The 19583-nt window shown below is 71.8% G+C and carries 18 protein-coding genes, 1 rRNA gene and 1 pseudogene; 14 read left to right on the top strand and 6 right to left on the bottom strand.

Annotated features, from left to right (window positions below):
- Positions 1-37: 37 nt before the first annotated feature.
- The 9 genes from rrf (at position 38) to pstB (ending at position 10036) form a co-directional block, all read left to right on the top strand.
- A 5S ribosomal RNA gene (gene rrf / locus ACFCLZ_RS20805) occupies positions 38-154 on the top strand.
- 73 nt (positions 155-227) lie between these two features.
- Complete coding sequence (mshD, locus tag ACFCLZ_RS20810; protein WP_380278119.1) at positions 228-1232, top strand: mycothiol synthase; 1005 nt, start codon at positions 228-230, stop codon at positions 1230-1232.
- A gap of 336 nt (positions 1233-1568) precedes the next feature.
- The gene (locus ACFCLZ_RS20815; RefSeq protein ID WP_380278121.1) at positions 1569-3746 is read left to right on the top strand and encodes an RNA degradosome polyphosphate kinase; all 2178 of its coding nucleotides are present in this window, start codon (positions 1569-1571) and stop codon (positions 3744-3746) included.
- Between the two features lie 240 nt (positions 3747-3986).
- On the top strand, positions 3987-5072 hold the full coding sequence (locus tag ACFCLZ_RS20820; RefSeq protein WP_380278123.1) for a CHAD domain-containing protein: 1086 nt from the start codon (positions 3987-3989) through the stop codon (positions 5070-5072).
- A 109-nt stretch (positions 5073-5181) separates the two neighbouring features.
- Positions 5182-5625 carry an NUDIX hydrolase gene (locus ACFCLZ_RS20825; protein WP_380278125.1) on the top strand — a complete coding sequence of 148 codons (444 nt, stop codon included), beginning with the start codon at positions 5182-5184 and terminating at the stop codon, positions 5623-5625.
- 244 nt (positions 5626-5869) lie between these two features.
- Positions 5870-7012: a phosphate ABC transporter substrate-binding protein PstS gene (gene pstS / locus ACFCLZ_RS20830; RefSeq protein WP_380278127.1), complete on the top strand. Its 1143-nt coding sequence runs from the start codon at positions 5870-5872 to the stop codon at positions 7010-7012.
- A gap of 148 nt (positions 7013-7160) precedes the next feature.
- On the top strand, positions 7161-8141 hold the full coding sequence (gene pstC, locus ACFCLZ_RS20835; RefSeq protein WP_380278129.1) for a phosphate ABC transporter permease subunit PstC: 981 nt from the start codon (positions 7161-7163) through the stop codon (positions 8139-8141).
- Positions 8138-9214 carry a phosphate ABC transporter permease PstA gene (pstA, locus tag ACFCLZ_RS20840; protein ID WP_380278131.1) on the top strand — a complete coding sequence of 359 codons (1077 nt, stop codon included), beginning with the start codon at positions 8138-8140 and terminating at the stop codon, positions 9212-9214. The genes pstC and pstA overlap by 4 nt, the downstream gene beginning before the upstream one ends.
- Before the next feature lie 45 nt (positions 9215-9259).
- Complete coding sequence (gene pstB, locus ACFCLZ_RS20845) at positions 9260-10036, top strand: phosphate ABC transporter ATP-binding protein PstB (RefSeq protein ID WP_380278133.1); 777 nt, start codon at positions 9260-9262, stop codon at positions 10034-10036.
- A 136-nt stretch (positions 10037-10172) separates the two neighbouring features.
- Here pstB and ACFCLZ_RS20850 read toward each other — a convergent pair whose 3' ends face one another.
- Both ACFCLZ_RS20850 and ACFCLZ_RS20855 read right to left on the bottom strand, forming a co-directional pair.
- Positions 10173-11171 carry an anion permease gene (locus ACFCLZ_RS20850; RefSeq protein WP_380278135.1) on the bottom strand — a complete coding sequence of 333 codons (999 nt, stop codon included), beginning with the start codon at positions 11169-11171 and terminating at the stop codon, positions 10173-10175.
- A gap of 5 nt (positions 11172-11176) precedes the next feature.
- Entirely contained in the window at positions 11177-11797 is a 621-nt protein-coding gene (locus tag ACFCLZ_RS20855) for a DUF47 domain-containing protein (protein ID WP_030312623.1), read from the bottom strand.
- A 349-nt stretch (positions 11798-12146) separates the two neighbouring features.
- Here ACFCLZ_RS20855 and ACFCLZ_RS20860 point away from each other — a divergent pair, with 349 nt between their 5' ends.
- Complete coding sequence (locus tag ACFCLZ_RS20860; RefSeq protein WP_380278137.1) at positions 12147-12542, top strand: metal-sensitive transcriptional regulator; 396 nt, start codon at positions 12147-12149, stop codon at positions 12540-12542.
- Between the two features lie 28 nt (positions 12543-12570).
- Here the strand turns inward: ACFCLZ_RS20860 and ACFCLZ_RS20865 are convergent, their stop codons facing one another.
- Positions 12571-12783: a hypothetical protein gene (locus ACFCLZ_RS20865; RefSeq protein WP_380278138.1), complete on the bottom strand. Its 213-nt coding sequence runs from the start codon at positions 12781-12783 to the stop codon at positions 12571-12573.
- A gap of 209 nt (positions 12784-12992) precedes the next feature.
- Complete coding sequence (locus tag ACFCLZ_RS20870) at positions 12993-13913, bottom strand: hypothetical protein (protein WP_380278140.1); 921 nt, start codon at positions 13911-13913, stop codon at positions 12993-12995.
- A 166-nt stretch (positions 13914-14079) separates the two neighbouring features.
- Between ACFCLZ_RS20870 and ACFCLZ_RS20875 the strand changes: the two genes are divergently transcribed.
- Positions 14080-14271: a hypothetical protein gene (locus tag ACFCLZ_RS20875; RefSeq protein WP_380278142.1), complete on the top strand. Its 192-nt coding sequence runs from the start codon at positions 14080-14082 to the stop codon at positions 14269-14271.
- A 77-nt stretch (positions 14272-14348) separates the two neighbouring features.
- Here the strand turns inward: ACFCLZ_RS20875 and ACFCLZ_RS20880 are convergent, their stop codons facing one another.
- Both ACFCLZ_RS20880 and ACFCLZ_RS20885 read right to left on the bottom strand, forming a co-directional pair.
- The gene (locus tag ACFCLZ_RS20880) at positions 14349-15074 is read right to left on the bottom strand and encodes a phosphatase PAP2 family protein (RefSeq protein ID WP_380278143.1); all 726 of its coding nucleotides are present in this window, start codon (positions 15072-15074) and stop codon (positions 14349-14351) included.
- A gap of 418 nt (positions 15075-15492) precedes the next feature.
- Positions 15493-16500: pseudogene (locus ACFCLZ_RS20885) on the bottom strand (NlpC/P60 family protein); the annotation flags it as partial.
- Between the two features lie 248 nt (positions 16501-16748).
- Between ACFCLZ_RS20885 and ACFCLZ_RS20890 the strand changes: the two are divergent.
- From ACFCLZ_RS20890 to ACFCLZ_RS20900, 3 genes are all read left to right on the top strand, one after another.
- The gene (locus ACFCLZ_RS20890) at positions 16749-17099 is read left to right on the top strand and encodes a hypothetical protein (RefSeq protein WP_380278145.1); all 351 of its coding nucleotides are present in this window, start codon (positions 16749-16751) and stop codon (positions 17097-17099) included.
- Positions 17100-17416: 317 nt separating this feature from the next.
- Positions 17417-18238, top strand: coding sequence for a hypothetical protein (locus ACFCLZ_RS20895; RefSeq protein ID WP_380278146.1), 822 nt, complete (start codon positions 17417-17419; stop codon positions 18236-18238).
- Between the two features lie 295 nt (positions 18239-18533).
- Entirely contained in the window at positions 18534-19580 is a 1047-nt protein-coding gene (locus tag ACFCLZ_RS20900) for a hypothetical protein (protein WP_380278147.1), read from the top strand.
- Positions 19581-19583: the final 3 nt, after the last annotated feature.

Raw genomic sequence — 19583 nt, forward strand, 5'->3', positions numbered from 1 at the left:
GGTCATGGTGTGGGTGCGGTTGACAGTTTCATAGTGTTTCGGTGGTCATAGCGTGAGGGAAACGCCCGGTTACATTCCGAACCCGGAAGCTAAGCCTTACAGCGCCGATGGTACTGCAGGGGGGACCCTGTGGGAGAGTAGGACGCCGCCGAACAAATTTTGAGAAGAACCCCCGCCGGTATTCCGGCGGGGGTTCTTTGCGTTTGCCGTTGACGTATCGTCAGGGCATGGACGATGGAACGGCAACACCGGGCGACGCGACCACGGTCCTCGCCTCCGACGTACTGCGGCCGGCACAGCGGGATGCGGCCCTGCGGGTCCTGGCGGACGCCCAGGGCGCGGACGGCCGGGAGGCCGTGTCCGAGCAGGGACGTCTGCGCCTGCGCTCCTCGGAGACGGCGCGGACCGGCGCGACCCACTTCCTCGAGACCGTCGGACACGACGCGGAGGGCGCCGAGACCGTCGGCTACGGCCAGCTGGAGATCCCCGAGAGCGGCAGCGCCAACCCGGCCGCCGAGCTCGTGGTGGCGCCGGCCGCCCGCGGACGGGGTTACGGGCGGCCCCTGGTGGACGCGGTGCTCGCCGAGGCCGGGCGGGCGGGCCGGGATCACGTCGACTTCTGGGTGCACGGCGGACACCCGGCGGCCCGGCACCTGGCCGAGGGATACGGCGCCGAGCTGGTCCGCGAGCTGCGGCAGATGCGCCGCACCGGGCCGCAGACCGAGACCGTCCCGCTCCCGGACGGGATCGAGCTGCGGACCTTCCGGCCCGGCGAGGACGACGCGCAGTGGCTCCGTCTGAACGCCCTCGCCTTCGCGCACCACCCGGAGCAGGGCTCCTGGACCGGGCGTGACCTGGCCGACCGGCTGGGCGAGCCGTGGTTCGACCCGGCCGGCTTCTTCCTCGCCACCCGGGGCGGCAGGCTGGTCGGCTTCCACTGGACGAAGGTGCACCCGGCGACCGCGACCGAGCCCGCGCTCGGCGAGGTGTACGTGGTGGGCGTCGATCCGGCGGAGCAGGGCAGCGGCCTCGGCCGGGCGCTGACCGCGGCCGGTCTGCGCCACCTGACAGGCAGTGACGCCGCAGCCGGTGAGCGCGGTCTGGAGACCGTGCTGCTGTACGTCGACGCGGACAATCCGGCGGCGGTGCGGGTGTACGAGAGGCTCGGATTCACCGTCCACGAAGTCGATCTGATGTATCGCGCGGGGGTCGTCCACCCGAATTTCCGGTGACCTCCTACCGGTGACCGAGAGTGACCGGTCGATCAGCGCGCCCCGGCGGCGCCTAGCGGAGAAAACGGGGCTGCGGCAACGGGCGTGCGCCCCTCGCCGCAGCCCTGACCGCCTCAGCTTTCCTCCTGGCCACGCGGTGTTTACCGTGGATTCAATTAATGCCGTGAAGATCACAGGATGAAGTCCGTAGTGTCTCGCTCGTGCAGCACCGGTCGGCACGTGTCGACCGGTTCTGTGACGACCGCGCCGGGTGGGTGGGCGTTGGTGATGGGCGAGGGCGACAGCCCGAAGAGCATTTCGCGTCCGGACGCCGTCCTGCTGGAGGAGCTGGAGCCAATGAGCATCCCCCGCCCCGTCCCTGCCCCGCTGTCCCCGCCCGCGCGGATGGCCAGCGCGCTCGGGATACCGCCGGAACTGACGGTCGCCGACGAGCAGGACCTCGAGGAACTGCCGCAGGGCCGCTTCCTGGACCGTGAGCGCAGCTGGCTCGCGTTCAACGAACGCGTGCTGGAGCTGGCCGAGGATCCGGGAATACCGCTGCTGGAGCGCGCCAAGTTCCTGGCGATCTTCGCGAGCAACCTCGACGAGTTCTTCATGGTCCGGGTGGCCGGCCTCAAGCGCCGGATCGCCACCGGCGTCGCCCAGCGCAGCGCTTCCGGGCTCCAGCCGCGCGAGGTGCTGGACCTCATCTGGACCCGCTCGCGGGAGCTGATGGCCCGCCACGCCGCCGCGTTCCAGCAGGAGGTGCTGCCGGACCTCGCCGCCGAGGGGATCGACGTGGTCCGCTGGTCCGAGCTGGCGGAGAAGGAGCAGGCGCGGCTGCACACCCTGTTCCGGCAGAAGATCTTCCCGGTCCTCACGCCGCTGGCGGTGGACCCGGCGCACCCGTTCCCCTATATATCGGGGCTCTCGCTCAACCTGGCGGTCGTCGTGCGCAACCCGGTCTCCGGGCACAAGCACTTCGCCCGGGTGAAGGTGCCGCAGTCGCTCGCGCGCTTCCTGGAGGCCTCCCCGCAGCGGTTCGTGCCGCTGGAGGACGTCATGGGGGCGCACCTGGAGGAGCTCTTCCCGGGCATGGAGGTGCTCGCCCACCACGCCTTCCGGGTCACTCGCAACGAGGACCTGGAGGTGGAGGAGGACGACACCGAGAACATCCTCAAGGCCCTGGAGAAGGAGCTGATGCGGCGGCGCTTCGGCCCGCCGGTGCGGCTGGAGGTCGAGGAGTCGATCGACCCCTACATCCTGGACCTGCTGGTGCGGGAGCTGAACATCACCGAGGCGGAGGTCTTCCCGCTGCCCGGGCCGCTGGACCTGACCGGGCTGTTCGGCATCGCCGAGCTGGACCGGCCGGAGCTGAGGTACCCGAAGTTCGTGGCGGGCACCGCGCGCGGCCTGACCGACGTGGAGTCGGCCTCGCAGCCGGACATCTTCGCCGCGATGCGCGAGCGGGACGTGCTGCTGCACCACCCCTACGACAGCTTCTCCACCTCGGTGCAGGCCTTCCTGGAGCAGGCCGCGGGCGACCCGGACGTGCTGGCGATCAAGCAGACGCTGTACCGGACCTCGGGCGACTCGCCGATCGTCGACGCGCTGATCGACGCGGCGGAGTCCGGCAAGCAGGTGCTGGTGCTGGTCGAGATCAAGGCGCGCTTCGACGAGCAGGCCAACATCAAGTGGGCCCGCAAGCTGGAGGAGGCCGGCTGCCACGTGGTCTACGGCCTGGTCGGGCTGAAGACGCACTGCAAGCTGTCGCTGGTGGTCCGGCAGGAGGGCGACACCCTGCGCCGGTACTCGCACGTCGGCACCGGCAACTACCACCCGAAGACGGCCCGGCTGTACGAGGACATCGGTCTGCTGACCTCGGACCCGCAGGTCGGCGCGGACCTCTCGGACCTCTTCAACCGCCTCTCCGGATACTCGCGCCGTGAGTCGTACCGCCGGCTGCTGACCGCCCCGCGCGGGCTGCGCGACGGCCTGGTGGCGCGGATCCACAACGAGATCGCCAACCACCGGGCCGGGCGTCCGGCGCACGTGAGGCTCAAGGTCAACTCGATCGTCGACGAGACCGTGATCGACGCGCTCTACCGGGCCTCGCAGGCCGGCGTGCCGGTGGACGTGTGGGTGCGCGGCATCTGCGCGATCCGGCCGGGTGTGCCGGGGCTGAGCGAGAACGTCCGGGTGCGCAGCATCCTGGGGCGCTTCCTGGAGCACTCGCGGATCTTCGTCTTCGGCAACAACGGCGATCCGGAGGTGTGGATCGGCAGCGCCGACATGATGCACCGCAACCTGGACCGCCGGATCGAGGCGCTGCTGCGGATCACCGACCCGGCGCACCGGGCCGAGCTGTCCGGGCTGCTCGACCTCGGGATGTCGGACGAGACGGAGTCCTGGCACCTCGGGGCGGACGGGGCCTGGGCCCGACACGCCCAGGACGACGACGGCAAGCCGCTGCGACAGGTGCAGGACCTGCTCATCGACTCGCGTCAGCGTCGTCGGGCCGCCACCGCCCGATGACCGCCGGTCGCCGCCACGACCCCGCTGACGCCAGACGTGACGACGTGAGCCGCGACGCCGCGCGGCGGGCCCGCACCCTACCGAACGGTGCGGGCCCCGCCGCCGGGGGACACGGCGGCACGAGACTCGACGACGCGACCGCGCGACCCACCGACGCGAGCCGCTGAGCGGTAGGGACCCGCTGAGCGGTCGGCCACCAGCCCCGGGGACGGCCCCGGGGGAACGGGGATCTACCTAGCCATGACCGATGCGCCGATGACGGCCCGGGCGGCCTCCACCGCGACCGCCGGGGACATCCTCTCCAGCCATCTCACCGCCCTGGCGAGCGCCTTCCTGCGCGCTCTGCCGCTGGCGGTGGGCGAGGTCGGTGCGAGACCGGGTGCGTCCGTCGTCCCGTCGGAGGGCACGGCGGATCTGCTGCGGGCGGTGCGGCGGATCAACGGGCTGCTGAACACCTTCTCCGCCTCCTTCGAGCCGCTCTGGGGGCAGGAGTCGCGGACCGAGCTGGCCTGGCTGCTGAACCTGCTGGCGCTGGAGCCGGGGTACGTGCGGCGGTCGGCCCGGCTGCTGGGCGCGCTGGACGGGCTGAGCGGGAGCGAGGCGGAGGGGCCGGGCATGCTGGCCGGCCACGCGGGGGCGCCGAAGGCGCGGGCGCTGCTGGACCGGCAGCTGACCCTGGCCCGGACCAGGGCGCACTCCACGGTGCTGCAGGAGCTGCGCTCGGCGCGGCTGCACGCCCTGGCGGACCGGATGACGCTGCTGGTGGCGGAGGCGCCGCTGGCGGCCTCGGCGGACGACCGGGCGGGCGCGGTGCTGGTGCCGCAGGCGGCGGCCGCGTTCGGGGCGCTGGCGGCGAGCGCCCAGCAGCTGCCGTTGCAGCGGACGGCGACGCCGTACGGCGGGGACGGGCTGCGCCGGCTGGGGTCGGTGCCGGGTGCGCGGGGCGCGCTGGACGCGGACGCGGCGCTGGCGGCGGACGACGCGCCGTGGCACCGGACGCGGGTGCTGGTGAAGCGGGCCCGGTACGCGCTGGAGGTGTGCGGGCGGCCGTCGGCGGTGCTGGACGAGCTGGACCTGGTGCTGCTGCGCCACCAGGAGGCGTCGGAGGCGGCGGTGACGGCGGCGACGGCGGCGCGCACGCCGCGGATCACCCCGGCGACGGCGTACGTGCTGGGCGTGGTGCACGCCGACCAGCGGCTGGAGGTGGAGGCGGCGCGGTACGCCTTCGGGCGGCGGTGGCCGGAGCTGCCGCCGGGCTCGGAGGCGTGGCTGGACCTGCCGCCGGCCGAGGGCTGGGGGGCGGCGGCGGAATCCCGGACGGCCTGAGGTGGGCGGGCGGCGGGGGCCGGAGGACGGTGGGCGGGCCGGATCGAGACCCGTCGGCCGGCCGTGGTCCGGGCAGGGGGCGTGCGACCGGACGGTTTCCGGCGGGCGGGTGGTGCTGGCGGCGGGGGCGGTGCTCTGGCTGCCGGGCCGCCCGAAGAAGAGCGGCCGGCTGGGCCGGCCGCGGATCGCGGTGATCCACCGGCCGAAGTACGACGACTGGAGCCTGCCGAAGGGGAAGCTGCACCCGGGTGAGGGCGTGGTGGAGGCGGCGCTGCGCGAGGTGCGGGAGGAGACGGGGTTCTGCTGCGTGCTGGGGGCGGAGCTGCCGACCCAGCACTACCTGGCGCAGGGCCGGCCGAAGGAGGTCCGGTACTGGGCGGCGGTGCCGACGGCGGGGGAGTTCCGGCCCAACCGGGAGGTGGACCGCCTGGAGTGGCTGCCGGCGGGGAAGGCGCGGGCGCGGCTGAGCCGGGAGCAGGACCGGCGGCTGGTCGACGCCCTGCTGGAGCTGCTGGAGGCCAGGCCAGTGCGGTCGCGGGGCCCGGAGGCGTGAAGGAACAGTGGAAGTGATCTTCCCGCGCCCTTGCCGTGACGCAACCGTTACTACCTGACGTAGTTTCCTGTCATCCGTTCGAGGTTCACTCCCCGTTCACTTACGACCGGCTGACGCGTCACCTACCCGGCCTAACTTCGGTACCACCGGCGGGCCGAACGGGCCCCGGACCTCAGCAAAACCCGCGCTCCGCCTTGCCCGACAGGGTCTGCGCGCCGGGCAATGCCACAGAAAGGGACACCCTGTGAAGCTCCAGCGGAACGGCCGCTCCAAGGCCCTCGCGATCGGTGCCATGGCGCTCGTCAGCTCGCTGTCGCTCGCCGCCTGCGGCTCGGACGATAACAACAACAACGCCGCCGCCCCGTCGGGCTCCGGCTCCGCCGCCGCTCCCGCCGCGATCAACTGTGGCTCCAAGCCCACCGCGCTGGTTGCCGCGGGCTCCACCGCCCAGGGCAACGCGATCGACATCCTGAAGAACAACTTCGAGGCGGCCTGCAAGGGTGCCACCGTCAACTACGGTGGCGGCGGCTCCGGCGCCGGTGTCCAGCAGTTCAACCAGGGCAAGGTCCAGTTCGCCGGTTCGGACTCGGCGCTGAAGCCGGCCGAGGTCGACGCGAGCAAGGCCGTCTGCACCGGTGGCCAGGGCATCAACCTGCCGCTCGTCGCCGGCCTGGTCTCGATCGTCTACAACGTGGACGGCGTGGACAACCTGGTCCTGGACGGCCCGACCATCGCGAAGATCTTCGACTCGCAGATCACCAAGTGGAACGACCCGGCGATCGCGGCCCTGAACCCGACGGCCAAGCTGCCGGACGCCGACATCCAGGCCTTCCACCGCACCGAGGACTCGGGCACCACCGAGAACCTGACCAAGTACCTCGCCAAGACCTCGGGCGGCGCCTGGGCCTACCCGGCCAGCAAGGCCTGGGCGGGCAAGGGCGGCCAGGGCGCCAACGGATCGGCCGGTGTCTCGGCCCAGGTGAAGCAGGTCAAGAACTCGATCAGCTACGCCGAGCTGTCCTTCGCCCAGACCAACAACCTGAAGAGCGCCGCGATCGCGACCGGCGCCTCCAAGCCGGTCGAGGCCACCGCCGCCAACGCCGCGAACACCTTCGCCAAGGCGCAGATCGCCGGCACCAACAGCAGCGACCTGGCGCTGACCCTCGACTACGCGACCAAGGACGAGGGCTCCTACCCGATCGTCCTGGTCACCTACGAGATCGCCTGCGACAAGGGCAACAAGGCCGACACCCTCGACACCCTGAAGGCCTTCCTGGCCTACACCGCCAGCGACGCGGGCCAGAAGGCGATCGGCGACGCGGGCTACGTCCCGCTGCCGAAGTCGCTGACCGAGAAGGTGAACACCGTCATCGGCACGCTCGCCTGACCCGCTAGGACCTCCGCTGGGGCGGCCCCGTGAACGAGGGGGGCCGGGGCCGCCCCCGCGGGAAGCACCGAAGAAACGCACCACGTCCGGGGCACCGCCGCCAGGGTGCCGCCCCCTCGGGGCCGCACCACCAGACCGGAGTAGACCAATGACTTCATCCACCCCTGCCGCCCCGCGAGGCAGGGAACGCCGCCAGCGCGACAGCCGGGTCGGCGACAAGATCTTCATGAACCTGTCCCGCGGGTCGGGCATCCTGCTGCTGGTGGTCATGGCCGCCATCGCCGGCTTCCTGACCTGGCGCTCGGGCGTCGCCCTGAGCAAGAACGAGGGCAACTTCCTCACCACCTTCGAGTGGACGCCGGACGCCCCGAAGCCGGTCTTCGGCATCGCCGTCCTGGCGTTCGGCACCATCGTCAGCGCGCTGATCGCGATGGTGATCGCCGTCCCGGTGGCCATCGGGATCGCGCTCTTCATCTCCCACTACGCACCGCGCCGGATCGCCCAGCCGTTCGCCTACCTGGTGGACCTGCTGGCGGCCGTGCCCAGCATCATCTACGGCCTGTGGGGCGCGCTCTTCCTGGTGCCGCACCTCGGTGGCCTGAACAGCTGGCTGGACGAGTACCTCGGCTGGACGTACATCTTCGACCAGTCCCGGACCGGCACCCCGCCGCGCAACCTGTTCACGGTCGGCATCCTGCTGGCGATCATGATCCTGCCGATCATCACCGCGGTCAGCCGTGAGGTCTTCCGGCAGGCGCCGCGGATGCACGAGGAGGCGGCGCTCGCGCTCGGCGCGACCCGCTGGGAGATGATCCGCACCGCGGTGCTGCCGTTCGGCCGCCCCGGCATCATCTCGGCCTCGATGCTCGGCCTCGGCCGCGCGCTCGGCGAGACCATCGCGGTCGCCGTCGTGCTCTCCTCCAGCAACGTCCTCTCGCTGCACGTGCTCGACCCGGGTGGCGGTACCTTCGCGCAGAACATCGCGCTGAAGTTCAACGAGGCCCAGCCCTACGGCCGGGACGCGCTGATGGCCTCCGGCCTCGTCCTGTTCGTGATCACCCTGTTGGTGAACGGTGCCGCGCGGCTGATCGTCGCCCGCCGCAAGGAGTACTCGGGGGCCAACGCATGAGCGCTGCTACGACGTCGGTTCCGGCGGACGCCCGCCCGCTGGGCCGCCCGCTGACCGCCAACCGGCTGCCCAAGTGGGCCCCGGCCGGCGTGGCCGTGGGCTCGATCGCCCTCGGCTGCGGCATCGGCCTGGTCGGCGGCCTGGAGAGCAAGCTCCAGTGGGGCCTGATCTCCGCGGCCCTGTTCCTGGTGATCAGCTACGCGCTCGCGGCCCAGGTCGAGGGCCGCCGGCAGGCCAAGGACCGGTTCGCCACCTCGGCGGTCTGGGTCGCGTTCATCCTGGCCGTCATCCCGCTGCTCGCGCTGACCGTCTACACGGTCCAGCAGGGCATCGGCGTGGTGGACGGCAACTTCCTGACGCACTCCATGATGGGCGTGCGCTCGGCCGGTCCCGGCGGCGGTATCTACCACGCGCTGATCGGCACCCTGGAGCAGGTCCTGCTGGCCACCCTGATGGCCGCCCCGATCGGTCTGCTGACCGCCGTCTACCTGGTCGAGTACGGCCGCGGCACGCTCGCCAAGGCGGTCACCTTCTTCGTCGACGTCATGACGGGTGTCCCGTCGATCGTCGCCGGTCTGTTCGTCCTGTCCTTGTGGAACATCGCCCTCGGCTTCAACTACTCCGGCTTCTCGGGCAGCCTCGCGCTGGCGATCCTGATGATGCCGGTCGTGGTCCGCTCCACCGAGGAGATGCTCAAGCTCGTCCCGAACGAGCTGCGCGAGGCGTCGTACGCGCTCGGCGTGCCGAAGTGGAAGACCATCCTGCGGATCGTCCTCCCCACCGCCATCGGCGGCATCACCACCGGTGTGATGCTCGCGGTCGCCCGCATCACGGGTGAGACCGCCCCGGTGATGATGCTGGTCTTCGGCGCCGCCTACATCAACAACAACCCGTTCGACGGACCGCAGCAGTCGCTGCCGATGTACATCTGGCAGCAGTACGCCGTGGTGAACAACGACTACGGCTACGCCCGCGCCTGGGGTGCCGCGCTCGTGCTGATCGCCTTCGTGATGGGGCTCAACCTCATCGCCCGCGGCATCGCCCGGTGGCGCTCGCCCAAGGCCGGACACTGAGCGACCGACTGACGTACGACGAAGACTGAGAGAAGACGAACGATCATGGCCAAGCGCATCGACGTCAGCGGACTGTCCGCCTACTACGGCTCCACCAAGGCCATCGAAGACATCTCGATGGCCATCGAACCCCGCTCGGTGACGGCCTTCATCGGCCCCTCCGGCTGCGGCAAGTCCACCTTCCTGCGGACCCTCAACCGGATGCACGAGGTGATCCCCGGCGCCCGCGTCGAGGGCAAGGTGCTCCTGGACGACGAGAACCTGTACGGCTCCGCCGTCGACCCGGTCGCCGTGCGCCGCTCGGTCGGCATGGTCTTCCAGCGCCCGAACCCGTTCCCGACCATGTCGATCTACGACAACGTGGTCGCCGGGCTGAAGCTCGCGGGTGTGCGCAAGAAGTCCGTGCTGGACGACGTGGTGGAGAAGTCGCTCAAGGGCGCCAACCTCTGGAACGAGGTCAAGGACCGGCTGAACAAGCCGGGCGCCGGCCTCTCCGGCGGTCAGCAGCAGCGCCTGTGCATCGCCCGCGCCATCGCGGTCGAGCCGCAGGTCCTGCTGATGGACGAGCCCTGCTCCGCCCTCGACCCGATCTCCACCCTGGCCATCGAGGACCTGATCGGCGAGCTGAAGTCCCAGTTCACGATCGTCATCGTGACGCACAACATGCAGCAGGCGGCCCGCGTCAGCGACCGCACCGCCTTCTTCAACCTGGCCGGCGTCGGCCAGCCGGGCAAGCTGATCGAGCTGGACGACACCCAGCGGATCTTCTCCAACCCGTCCGTGCAGGCGACCGAGGACTACATCTCCGGCCGCTTCGGCTGATCGGTCCGCCCGACCCGCGGGCGGCGCTTCACAAGCTGCTTCGCGGTGCTGCATGGCGGTGCCGCCGCGGAGCTGAAAAGGGCCCGCCCCCCGAGATGTGGGGGGCGGGCCCTGTCGCGTCCGGACGGTTCGGGCGTCAGCCCCAGAACAGGTGGACGAACCAGTACACCAGCGCCGCGACGAGGCCGGCCGCCGGCATCGTGATGAACCAGCCGAGCACGATGTTCTTGGCGACGCCCCAGCGCACCGCGCGGAGCCGCTTGGTGGCCCCGGCGCCCATGATCGCCGAGGTGATCACATGGGTGGTGGAGATCGGCGCCTTGAAGACGAACGAGGTGATGTACATGACGGCCGAGGCGGTGGCCTCGGCGGCGAAGCCCTGCGGCGGGTCCAGCTCGATGATCTTCCGGCCCAGGGTCCGCATGATCCGCCAGCCGCCCGCGTAGGTGCCCAGCGAGAGCATGGTCGCGCAGGAGATCTTCACCCAGACCGGGATCGGGTCCCCGGGGTTCTCGTGGCCCGAGATGACGAGGGCCAGCACCACGATGCCCATGGTCTTCTGCGCGTCCTGCAGGCCATGCGCGAGTGCCATCGCGGCGGCCGAGGCCGTCTGGGCGACCCGGAAGTTGCGCTTGGCCCGGTGAGGGTTGGCCCGCCGGAAGATCCAGAGGATCGCCAGCATCACCAGGAAGCCGCCGACCAGACCGACCACGGGCGAGACGATCATCGGAATGATGATCTTGTCGATGACGCCGCTCCAGATCACCTCGGTGCCGCCGGCCAGCGCGGCTCCCACCATGCCGCCGAACAGCGCGTGCGAGGAGGAGGACGGCAGGCCGAAGTACCAGGTGACCAGGTTCCAGGCGATGGCGCCGACCAGCGCGGCGAACAGGATCACCATGCCCTGGTCGCCGGTCGGGGTCTCGATGATGCCCTGCGAGACGGTGTGCGCCACCCCGCTGCCCAGGAAGGCGCCCGCCAGGTTCATCACCGCGGCCATCGCCAGCGCCGCCCGGGGCGTCAGCGCCCGGGTGGAGACCGAGGTGGCGATCGCGTTGGCCGAGTCGTGGAAGCCGTTGGTGTAGGTGAAGAAGAAGGCGACGCCGACGACGGCGATGAGTGCTGCCATGTCCACGGGGGTCAGGACTCCTTGACCGCGATGGTCTCCACCGTGTTGGCGACGTGCTCGAAGGCGTCCGCGGCCTGTTCGAGGACGTCCACGACCTGCTTGAGCTTGAGCACCTCGATCGCTTCGTACTGGCCGGAGAAGAGGTGGGCGAGCAGCTTGCGGTGGATCTGGTCGGCCTGGTTCTCCAGCCGGTTGACCTCGATCCAGTACTCGGTCAGGTTGGACATGCTGCGCAGGTTCGGCATGGCCTCGGCGGTCAGCTCGGCGGCGCGGGCCAGGACCTCGATCTGCTGCTCGATGCCCTTCGGCAGGGTCTGGATGTCGTAGAGGACGACCAGGTCGACGGCCTCCTCCATGAAGTCCATGATGTCGTCCAGCGACGAGGCGAGGTTGTAGATGTCCTCGCGGTCGAAGGGCGTGATGAAGGACGAGTTCAGCTGGTGGAAGATCGCATGGGTGGTGTCGTCTCCGGCGTGCTCGGCGGCGCGCATGCGCTCGACGATCTCCGCGCGGGCCGACACGTCTGATCCCAGCAGTTCCAGCAGGAGCTTGGAGCCGACGACCAGGTTCTCCGCGGCTGCGGCGAACATGTCGTAGAAGCTCGTCTCCTTCGGGGTCAGGCTAAAACGCACGGAAATCTCCGATGTGCGGGGTAGGGGACTGAACGATGCTAGGGGCAACCGGGCGCCGTGGCGCAAACGGGGTGCTCGAAGAGGAGCCGGAACCTCCCCTTCCGTTCTGCTGCCGCAGCAGTGGCTCCGATCCGCACCACAGGTGCGGTCACGAGCCCCCAGTCTGACGGAACCTCGCCCGGATCGCCCCTGCCGTGCGGCGGGAAGAGCGGGGTGTTCCCCGGACGGGGGAACCCCGTCCGGACGCGTCCGCGGCCGGTCGGCCGTGCCGGAGGAACACCACGACGGGCCCTGGTGTTGGACACTGGAGGCCGACGCAGCCACCAGGCACTCAGACGAAGGCGGGCCGATGACCACCACGCAAGCGCGCACCGAGCCGGAGCAGGCGCCCGGGGCGGAACCGCACGGCGAGCACGCCGCACCCGGGACCCCGGGCGCCGAGACCGCCCCCACCGCCCACGGCCCGCACGGGTACAGCGGGCAGAAGGACGCGCACCTCAAGCGGCTGCGCCGGATCGAGGGCCAGATCCGCGGCCTCCAGCGGATGGTCGACGAGGACGTCTACTGCATCGACGTGCTCACCCAGGTCTCGGCCGGCACCAAGGCCCTGCAGTCCTTCGCGCTGTCGCTGCTGGAGGAGCACCTGCGGCACTGCGTCGCGTCCGCCGCCGAGGAGGGCGGCACCGAGCTGGACGCCAAGGTCGCCGAGGCCACCGCGGCGATCGGCCGGCTGCTGCGCAGCTGACCCCGGCACCGGCCCGCCCGTCCGGGCGCTAGCCCTCCGGGCCCTCCCGGTCCTGCGGGTCCCGGGCGGGACCGGCGGCCGGACCGCCGTCGGTCCGGTCGAGCAGCACCTCGTCGATCCGCTCGGTCGGCAGCCGGTCGCCGCTGCTGGCCGTGGCGGCGATCATCAGCTCACCGGCCAGCTCGATCTCGTCGAGGGCCGCGTCGTCGTGCCCGCCGCTGCGGCCGCCCGTGGACGCCATCACCTGCACCACCCCTTCAGCGCCTCGCCAGCCCGGGCGGCAGCCACCCGACATCCAGCCTAGGCACTTCGGAGCCCGTCCACATGGCACGGACGGGCCATCTCGGCGCCGCCGAAACGGGTGGGCCCGGGGGCGTCCGGGCCCACCCGGACCGGCGGCCTCCCCGCGGGCCCGCGCCCGCGGCGTCCGGGCCGGCTCCCCGCGGCGCGCTACTTCGGGCTCTCGGTGGGCTTCACCGCGAAGATGTCCGCGGCCGGCGGCTCGGCGGCCTCCACCGGCGCGCCGAAGTCGCTCAGGGTGGTGGTCGAGACCACCTTCACCTGGTCCTTCGCCTCCTTGGAACCGGCCACCCCGGCGAAGGTGAACACCTCGACCACCTTGTGCAGCCGGCCCTGGTCGTCCAGCCAGACGTCGTAGGGGACCTCCTTCACGGTGAAGGTCTGCGCCCCCATCCGCAGGCCGTCCCCGCCGCGTCCGCCGGTGGCGTCGGCCGCCTTGGCGAGGTCCAGGGTGCCGCGGTAGTGCTTCAGCGCCACCCCGTCGAGGGTCTCGGCGCCGACGAGCTCGGCCTTCTGCGCGCCGCGCAGCGCACCCGCGGCGGACGACGGGTCGGTGGCGCCGCCGCTGACCAGGTTGCCGTCCGGCAGCTGGCGGACGTCCAGCTTGACCCACTTGCCCTCCGGCACCTTGGCGCCGCTGTTCTGCAGGTAGACCGTGCCGGGCAGGAGCACCTCGACGATCTTGCCGGTGGTCGCGGCGCCCGGCGGCACCTGCACCTCCAGCCGGCCGATCCGCTTCACGTAGTCGTAGCCGCCGGTGCCGGTGAAGACCGCCTTCTTCTCCGCGGACTCGGTCACCAGCTCGGTGACGGCGTGCGCCGAGCCCGAGCGGCCGGTGATGTCGGCGGCGCCGCGGACCGCGGCCAGCGGGTCGGCGGAGAGCTGCTCGGGGGCGCCGCTCGCCTGCTGGTCGGCCGAGCCGGCGTCCACGCCGCCGGCGGCGTCCGGTGAGCAGCCGGCCAGGGCGGCCGCCCCGGCGAGCACGGCGGCGAGCAGGGCGGCTCCCGCCGCCGGACGCGCCCGCCGCTCGGTGCGGCCGCCCGTCCGGCCGGTGCGCTGCTGGTCGGTCATCTTCATCCTCGCGACAACCCCCTCGGGCCCGACTGCCCCGCCGGCCACCATCAGCGGGTGGGCAGAGCTCTTTCCGGGCAAACGAGTTGGGGCGCCAGGAGTTACGCGGCGTCCCGCGTGTCACAGGCGTCGCGCACCGGTGCCCCGGCGCGTTACGGTGAAGCCCGTGCACAGTGAGCTGCCGGCCGTTCCCGGCACCACCCCGATGCCCGAGCACCGCGTCGCGATCAGCGAACGCGGTTCCTTCTGCCACGCGACCTGCGCCTGCGGCTGGTACTCCCCGGCCCGGCGCTCGCGCGACCTCACCCGGCGCGAGGCGGAGGACCACCTCGCCGCCGAAGGGGCGGATCCGGGGTAGGCCGTTCACACCGGGCGTCCGCGTCGGGTGCGCGCGCGTCGGGTGCGCGCGTCAGGTGCCCGCGCCGGGTGCCCGCGTCACGCGGCCAGATCGGACTCCCGCGGCTGTTCCTCGGTGCGGACCGCGCCCCGGGCGCCGCCGCCGCGCCGGCCCCGTCCGCCCGGTCCGGAACCCCGTTCGGCGCCCCGTCCGGCGCTGATCAGCGGGGCCAGCGGCGTGCGGGCGAGCGCGTGGCAGAGCGGGACGAGCACGGCCATCGCGATCGGCGCCAGCAGCAGCACCACCGCGGTGGCCAGCGCGAAGCCGCCGATCACGTCGGTCGGGTAGTGGACGCCCATGTACATCCGGCAGAAGCCCTGCAGCAGGGCGAGGCCGCCGGCGATCCAGCCGAGCCGCCGGTTGACCAGGAAGAGCGCCACCGCGATGCCCATCGACATCGTGGAGTGGTCGCTGACGAAGGAGTACGTGCCGGCCTTGCCCTCGACCAGCACCTCCAGGCCGGAGTGGTCCACGAAGGGCCGGGGGCGGTCCACGATCGCCGAGATCGGCAGGTTCGCCAGCTCGGCGATGGCGACCGAGAGCGGGGCCCAGAGCAGCCCGGCGACCGCCACCGGGGCGTCCGGGCGCCGCCGGGCCCGCAGCCAGCCCACCAGGCCCAGCAGGGCGAGGCCGATCAGGATGCCGTACTCGCCGATCCAGGACACCAGGTGGTCCACGGAGGCCGGGGCGTGTCGGGCCAGGCCGTTGACGGCGTAGAGCAGGCCGAGGTCGGGGTTGGTCGTGTCGGCAAGCGGCGTCGACACGCCGCACCTCCTTCTGGGTCCGCTGCACCTGGTCGTCGCTCCGTGGCCCGCACGCCGGCCGCCCGGCGCGGGGCGGTTGACGGGGAGCCATCGGACACAACGTCATCACCGGTGTACAGCGTTCCACGGAAACGCGCGGTTATCGAAACTTGACTCAGCGTCCACACCGCGCGCACACCCGGCGGGCGGGCGGGGTTCAGTTCTTTGCGGGTAGTTGACCTGGACCTGCCGTGCCGGCGCCGGTCGCGACGGCGCCGGCGGTGGGCCGGCCGGGGGCGGCGGCCTGGACGGCCGCCTGTGTCGCCGGGGTGGTCGGGGCCGGGGCCGGGGCGGTCGGGGTCGGGGCCGGGGCGGTCGGGGCGGGCGTCGTCGGGGCCGGGTCGCCGGGGCGGCTCGGGGCGATCACCCCGCCGTCGTCGTTGCGGGTCGGCAGGGCCTGGGCGCCGTCCGAGGTGACCCGGGTGGCGCCGATGTACTCCCGGGTGTCGATCTTGTCGTAGCGGATCACCGCGTTGGTGTGCGGCGCGTTGATCATGTACCCGCCGCCCACGTAGATGCCGACGTGGTGGATGCTGCGCGGATCGGTCAGGTCGGTCGCCCAGAACACCAGGTCCCCCGGACGCAGCTGGTCGCGCGACGGGTGCGGCCCGGCGTACCACTGGTCGTTGGCGACCCGCGGCAGGAGGATGCCCACGCTCTCGAACGCGGCCCGGGTGAGCCCGGAGCAGTCGAACCGCCCGCCCTGCGACTTCAGCCCCTCGCCGCCCCACAGGTACAGGGTGCCGAGCTTGGTCTGGGCGAAGTAGATCGCGCCCGCCGACTGCGCCGAGACCTCCACCGGGACGGCCGGGTCGGCCGGTGCGGCGAAGCTGCGGGCCGTCGCCAGGATGTTGCGCACGTACCCCTGGGTCTCCCGGTACGGCGGCACGCCCCGGTACTTCGTCACCGCGCCCGGGCCGGCGTTGTAGGCGGCCAGCATGTTGGACTGGCGGTCGCCCGGCACCTTGGAGACGTCCCTGGCGAGCGCGCAGTCGAAGGTGGCCGCCGAGGCGATGGCGTCCAGCGGGTCCCAGGGGTCCCGCCGGCCGTCGTTGTTGCCGTCGGTGCCGTACGACGCCCAGGTGCCCGGCATGAACTGCGCCAGGCCCTCCGCCCCGACGCCGGAACGGGCCCGCGGGTCGAAACCGCTTTCCTGGTACAACTGCGCGGCGAGCAACGGGGGGGAGAGGTCGGGGCAGAGCCGTCCCCACTGTTCGATCGGCCCTTGGTACGCGGCCGGAACGGTTCCCGGGGAGAGCCCCGCGGCATTGCCCTGCTGCTGTGGCGTCCCGCTCGCCGCATACGTCCCGAGCGTCACCAGACCGACGAAGCCGGCGAGGACAACTCCCGCAGCAGCGGCGGCCGTACCACCTTTCCGGAGTACCATCAGCACCATCCCGACGAATCGTCAGTCGAAGTGTCCCGGAAGGCGTTGCTCACCGCAATCATCAGAGATACAAAGAGTGAGCGCTATCCTTCGTACGGTGGACATCCTCGCGTACGTGTCCGATGCCTCACGACCAATCCGCGAGAAGTAGCCAAGTCGACATCAGATCTGGCCAAGAATAGGTACTGACCCTTCGCGCGGGTGGGGTCTGGGCCCTTGAATTTGCCTGATCGGGCGGTGAGATGGAAATGAACCAGAGCAGCGTGCACAGCATCGCGATCGGCCACCTGGCCGAGGACCCTCCAAAGAAGCCGAATATCGACACCATCATCGGCGGGATCGCCCCGGACTGGGGCCCGTTCGCGAGTCTCGGGTCGGAGGCCCGGGTGATGGTGGAGGTCGTCATGGCCGTGGCCATCCTGGGCTGCCTCGGCATCGCCGTCTGGGGCGCGGCCAAGCAGCGGATCGGCGCCACCGCGATGCGCGACAGCTTCGGCGCCGAACAGGGCAAGGGGCTGATCATCGCCGGGCTGACCGGCGTGTTCATCATTGGATCACTCGGCACTCTGTTCACCATTGTGTACGGCATGGCGGTCTGACGGTCGAACAGTTCGGGCGGATCGAACAGTTCGGGTGGATCGGACAGTCGGGGCGGACCCGGCAGTTCGGATGCTTCGGGCTCTTCGGTGCTTCTCGGTGCTCTTCGGGCCACCGTGACGTGACGTGGCGGTGGACGGCGGGCCACTCGTGCCCGCGGACCTGTCCGATCGTCTGACCGTCCGACCTCCTGTCCGGGCATCCGTGAATGTCCGGCGCCCCGCCGGGAATCCATCCATCACCCCTCCCCTCCGCGCCCGCCCACGGCCGGAGGGGCCCCCGGAGCCGCCAGCAGGCTCCCCGCACCAGGAGGGCCGCCGTGCCGTTGTCCGACGACCAGCCGCACACCCGTACGCGGCTGCCGGTCGGCGAACAGCCCTCCTCCCAGCCGAGCCTCCGTCAGGCACGCCCGCTGCGGACCCTGCTGACCGTCGTGCTGGTCATCGCCCTGCTCGTGCTGGCCATCTCGATCGCCAACCGGGGCAAGCCCGCCCCTGGCAACGGCAACGCCGGCCGTTCCGCCGACCGGGCCGGCGCCACCGCCGCCTCCGGCGCGGGCCCCGCCCCCAGCGGCGACCAGCCCGTCACCGCCACCGTCAACGGCATCGCCTCCGGCTTCCCGCACACCGACCAGGGCGCCCAGTCCGCCGCCGCCAACTACGCGGTGGCCATCGGCTCCGCCGACATGTTCCGCACCGACACCCGCCACACCATCGTCACCACCATCGCCGACCCCGCCGCCGCCCCGACCCTCCAGTCCCGCCTGGACCAGGGGTTCGGCGGGGACACCGTGGCCCGCTACGGCCTGGACGCCCAGGGCCGCGCGCCCAAGGGCCTCACCTTCGTCAGCCGCACCGTCCCGGTCGGCACCAAGTCGGTCGGTTACACCGACGCCGAGACCAAGGTCGAGGTCTGGTGCAGCGGCCTGACCGGCCTGGCCGGCGAGCGCTCCATGCTGCCGGTGGTGGCGAGCTGGTTCACGCTCACCCTCTCCCTCCGCTGGACTGGCAGCGACTGGAAGCTCACGGACTACACGAGCCGGCAGGGGCCCGCCCCCATGCCGGGTGATGAACAGGCCGCCACCGCCGAGGAGATCACCGGCGCCGTCCAGCAGTTCGGGGGTTTCCGCTATGCCCGTTGACCCGACCACCGCCCCACCGGCCTCCCGCGGCGGCGTACGCCGGGGCGCCGCCTCCGTGGGTGCCCCGCGGCCCGCCGTCCGCCGCGCCGGGACATTGGCGGGTGCGCTGGCGACCCTTCAGCTCGGCGCGCTTCTCGCGGCGCAGCGCGTCTTCGCGGAGCCTTCCCCGACGGGGTCGCCGTCGCCGTCCCCGTCGGCGACCTGCCAGAAGGTGGACCTTCCGATTCCCGGCAGCGACGCGGGCTGTGCCCCGAACGGCGCCGTGGTCATCCCCGGGAGTGGGACGGTGGGGACGGTGGCGGATCCGCTGGGGTCGTTGGCGAAGGGGTGTGCGCAGGCGGCGGCGTGGGTGGTGCGGAAGCTGTCGGGGGCGATCGACGGGACGACGGAGGTGGACTTCACCAATGCGTCGTTCCTGCAGCAGTACGCGGTGGTGTTCGCCGCGTCGACGATCGTCACGCTGGTGCTCTGGCTGCTCGCGGTGACCAAGCGGGCGGTGCGCGGGGCGCCGTTGGCGACGGCGATCTCGGAGGCGATCGGGTTCCTGTGGCTGACGGTGGTCGCGTCGGCGTTCACGCCGTTGATCCTGTACACGGTGGTGAGCGCGACCGACGGGCTGACCAAGGCGGTCGCGGTGGGGACGAAGTCGGACACCGGGACGTACCTGGGCGGGTTCGCGGACACCCTGGAGAAGGGTGACATCGGCGGCGGGCCGCTGATCCTGATCATCACCTCGCTGGTGGCGGTGCTGGCGGCGGCGGTGCTCTGGATCGAGCTGTTGATCCGGGCGGCGATGCTGTACGTGGGCGCGCTGCTGGGGACGGCGGTGTACGCGGGGCTGGTGGACAAGCAGTTGTGGAAGCACGTGCGCCGCTGGGCGGGGGTGATGGTGGCGGTGGACCTGGCGAAGCCGATCATCGTGATCATCCTCGGGCTGGCCGGCGCGGTGTCGGCCGGGGCGGGGGCGAGCGACGACTTCGCCCGGGTGCTGTCGGGGCTGGCGATCCTGTTCCTGTCGATTTTCGCGAGCGCCGCCGTGTACCGGTTCGTGCCGGGCTTCGGCGACGAGATGATGAACATGCGCAGTGCCCGGGCGAGCGCGGTCTCGGCCGGATCGGCGATGATCAACGGGACCGCGAACTTCATGCGGCAGGGCATCAGCACGCACGGGGACCGCGGCCCGCAGCCGGGCGGCGGGGGCGGGGGCGGTGCGGGCGGCGGCTCGGTCGCCCCGGGCATCGCCGCCCACGCGGCGCGCACGCCAGCGCCGCCGTCGCAGGCCGGGCCGCCGTCCCAGGCCTCGGCTCCGATCCGCGACAGCAATCCAGCGAAGGGAGGGTGACGG

Source organism: Kitasatospora purpeofusca (assembly GCF_042691725.1).
GTDB classification, from domain to species: Bacteria; Actinomycetota; Actinomycetes; order Streptomycetales; family Streptomycetaceae; genus Kitasatospora; species Kitasatospora purpeofusca_B.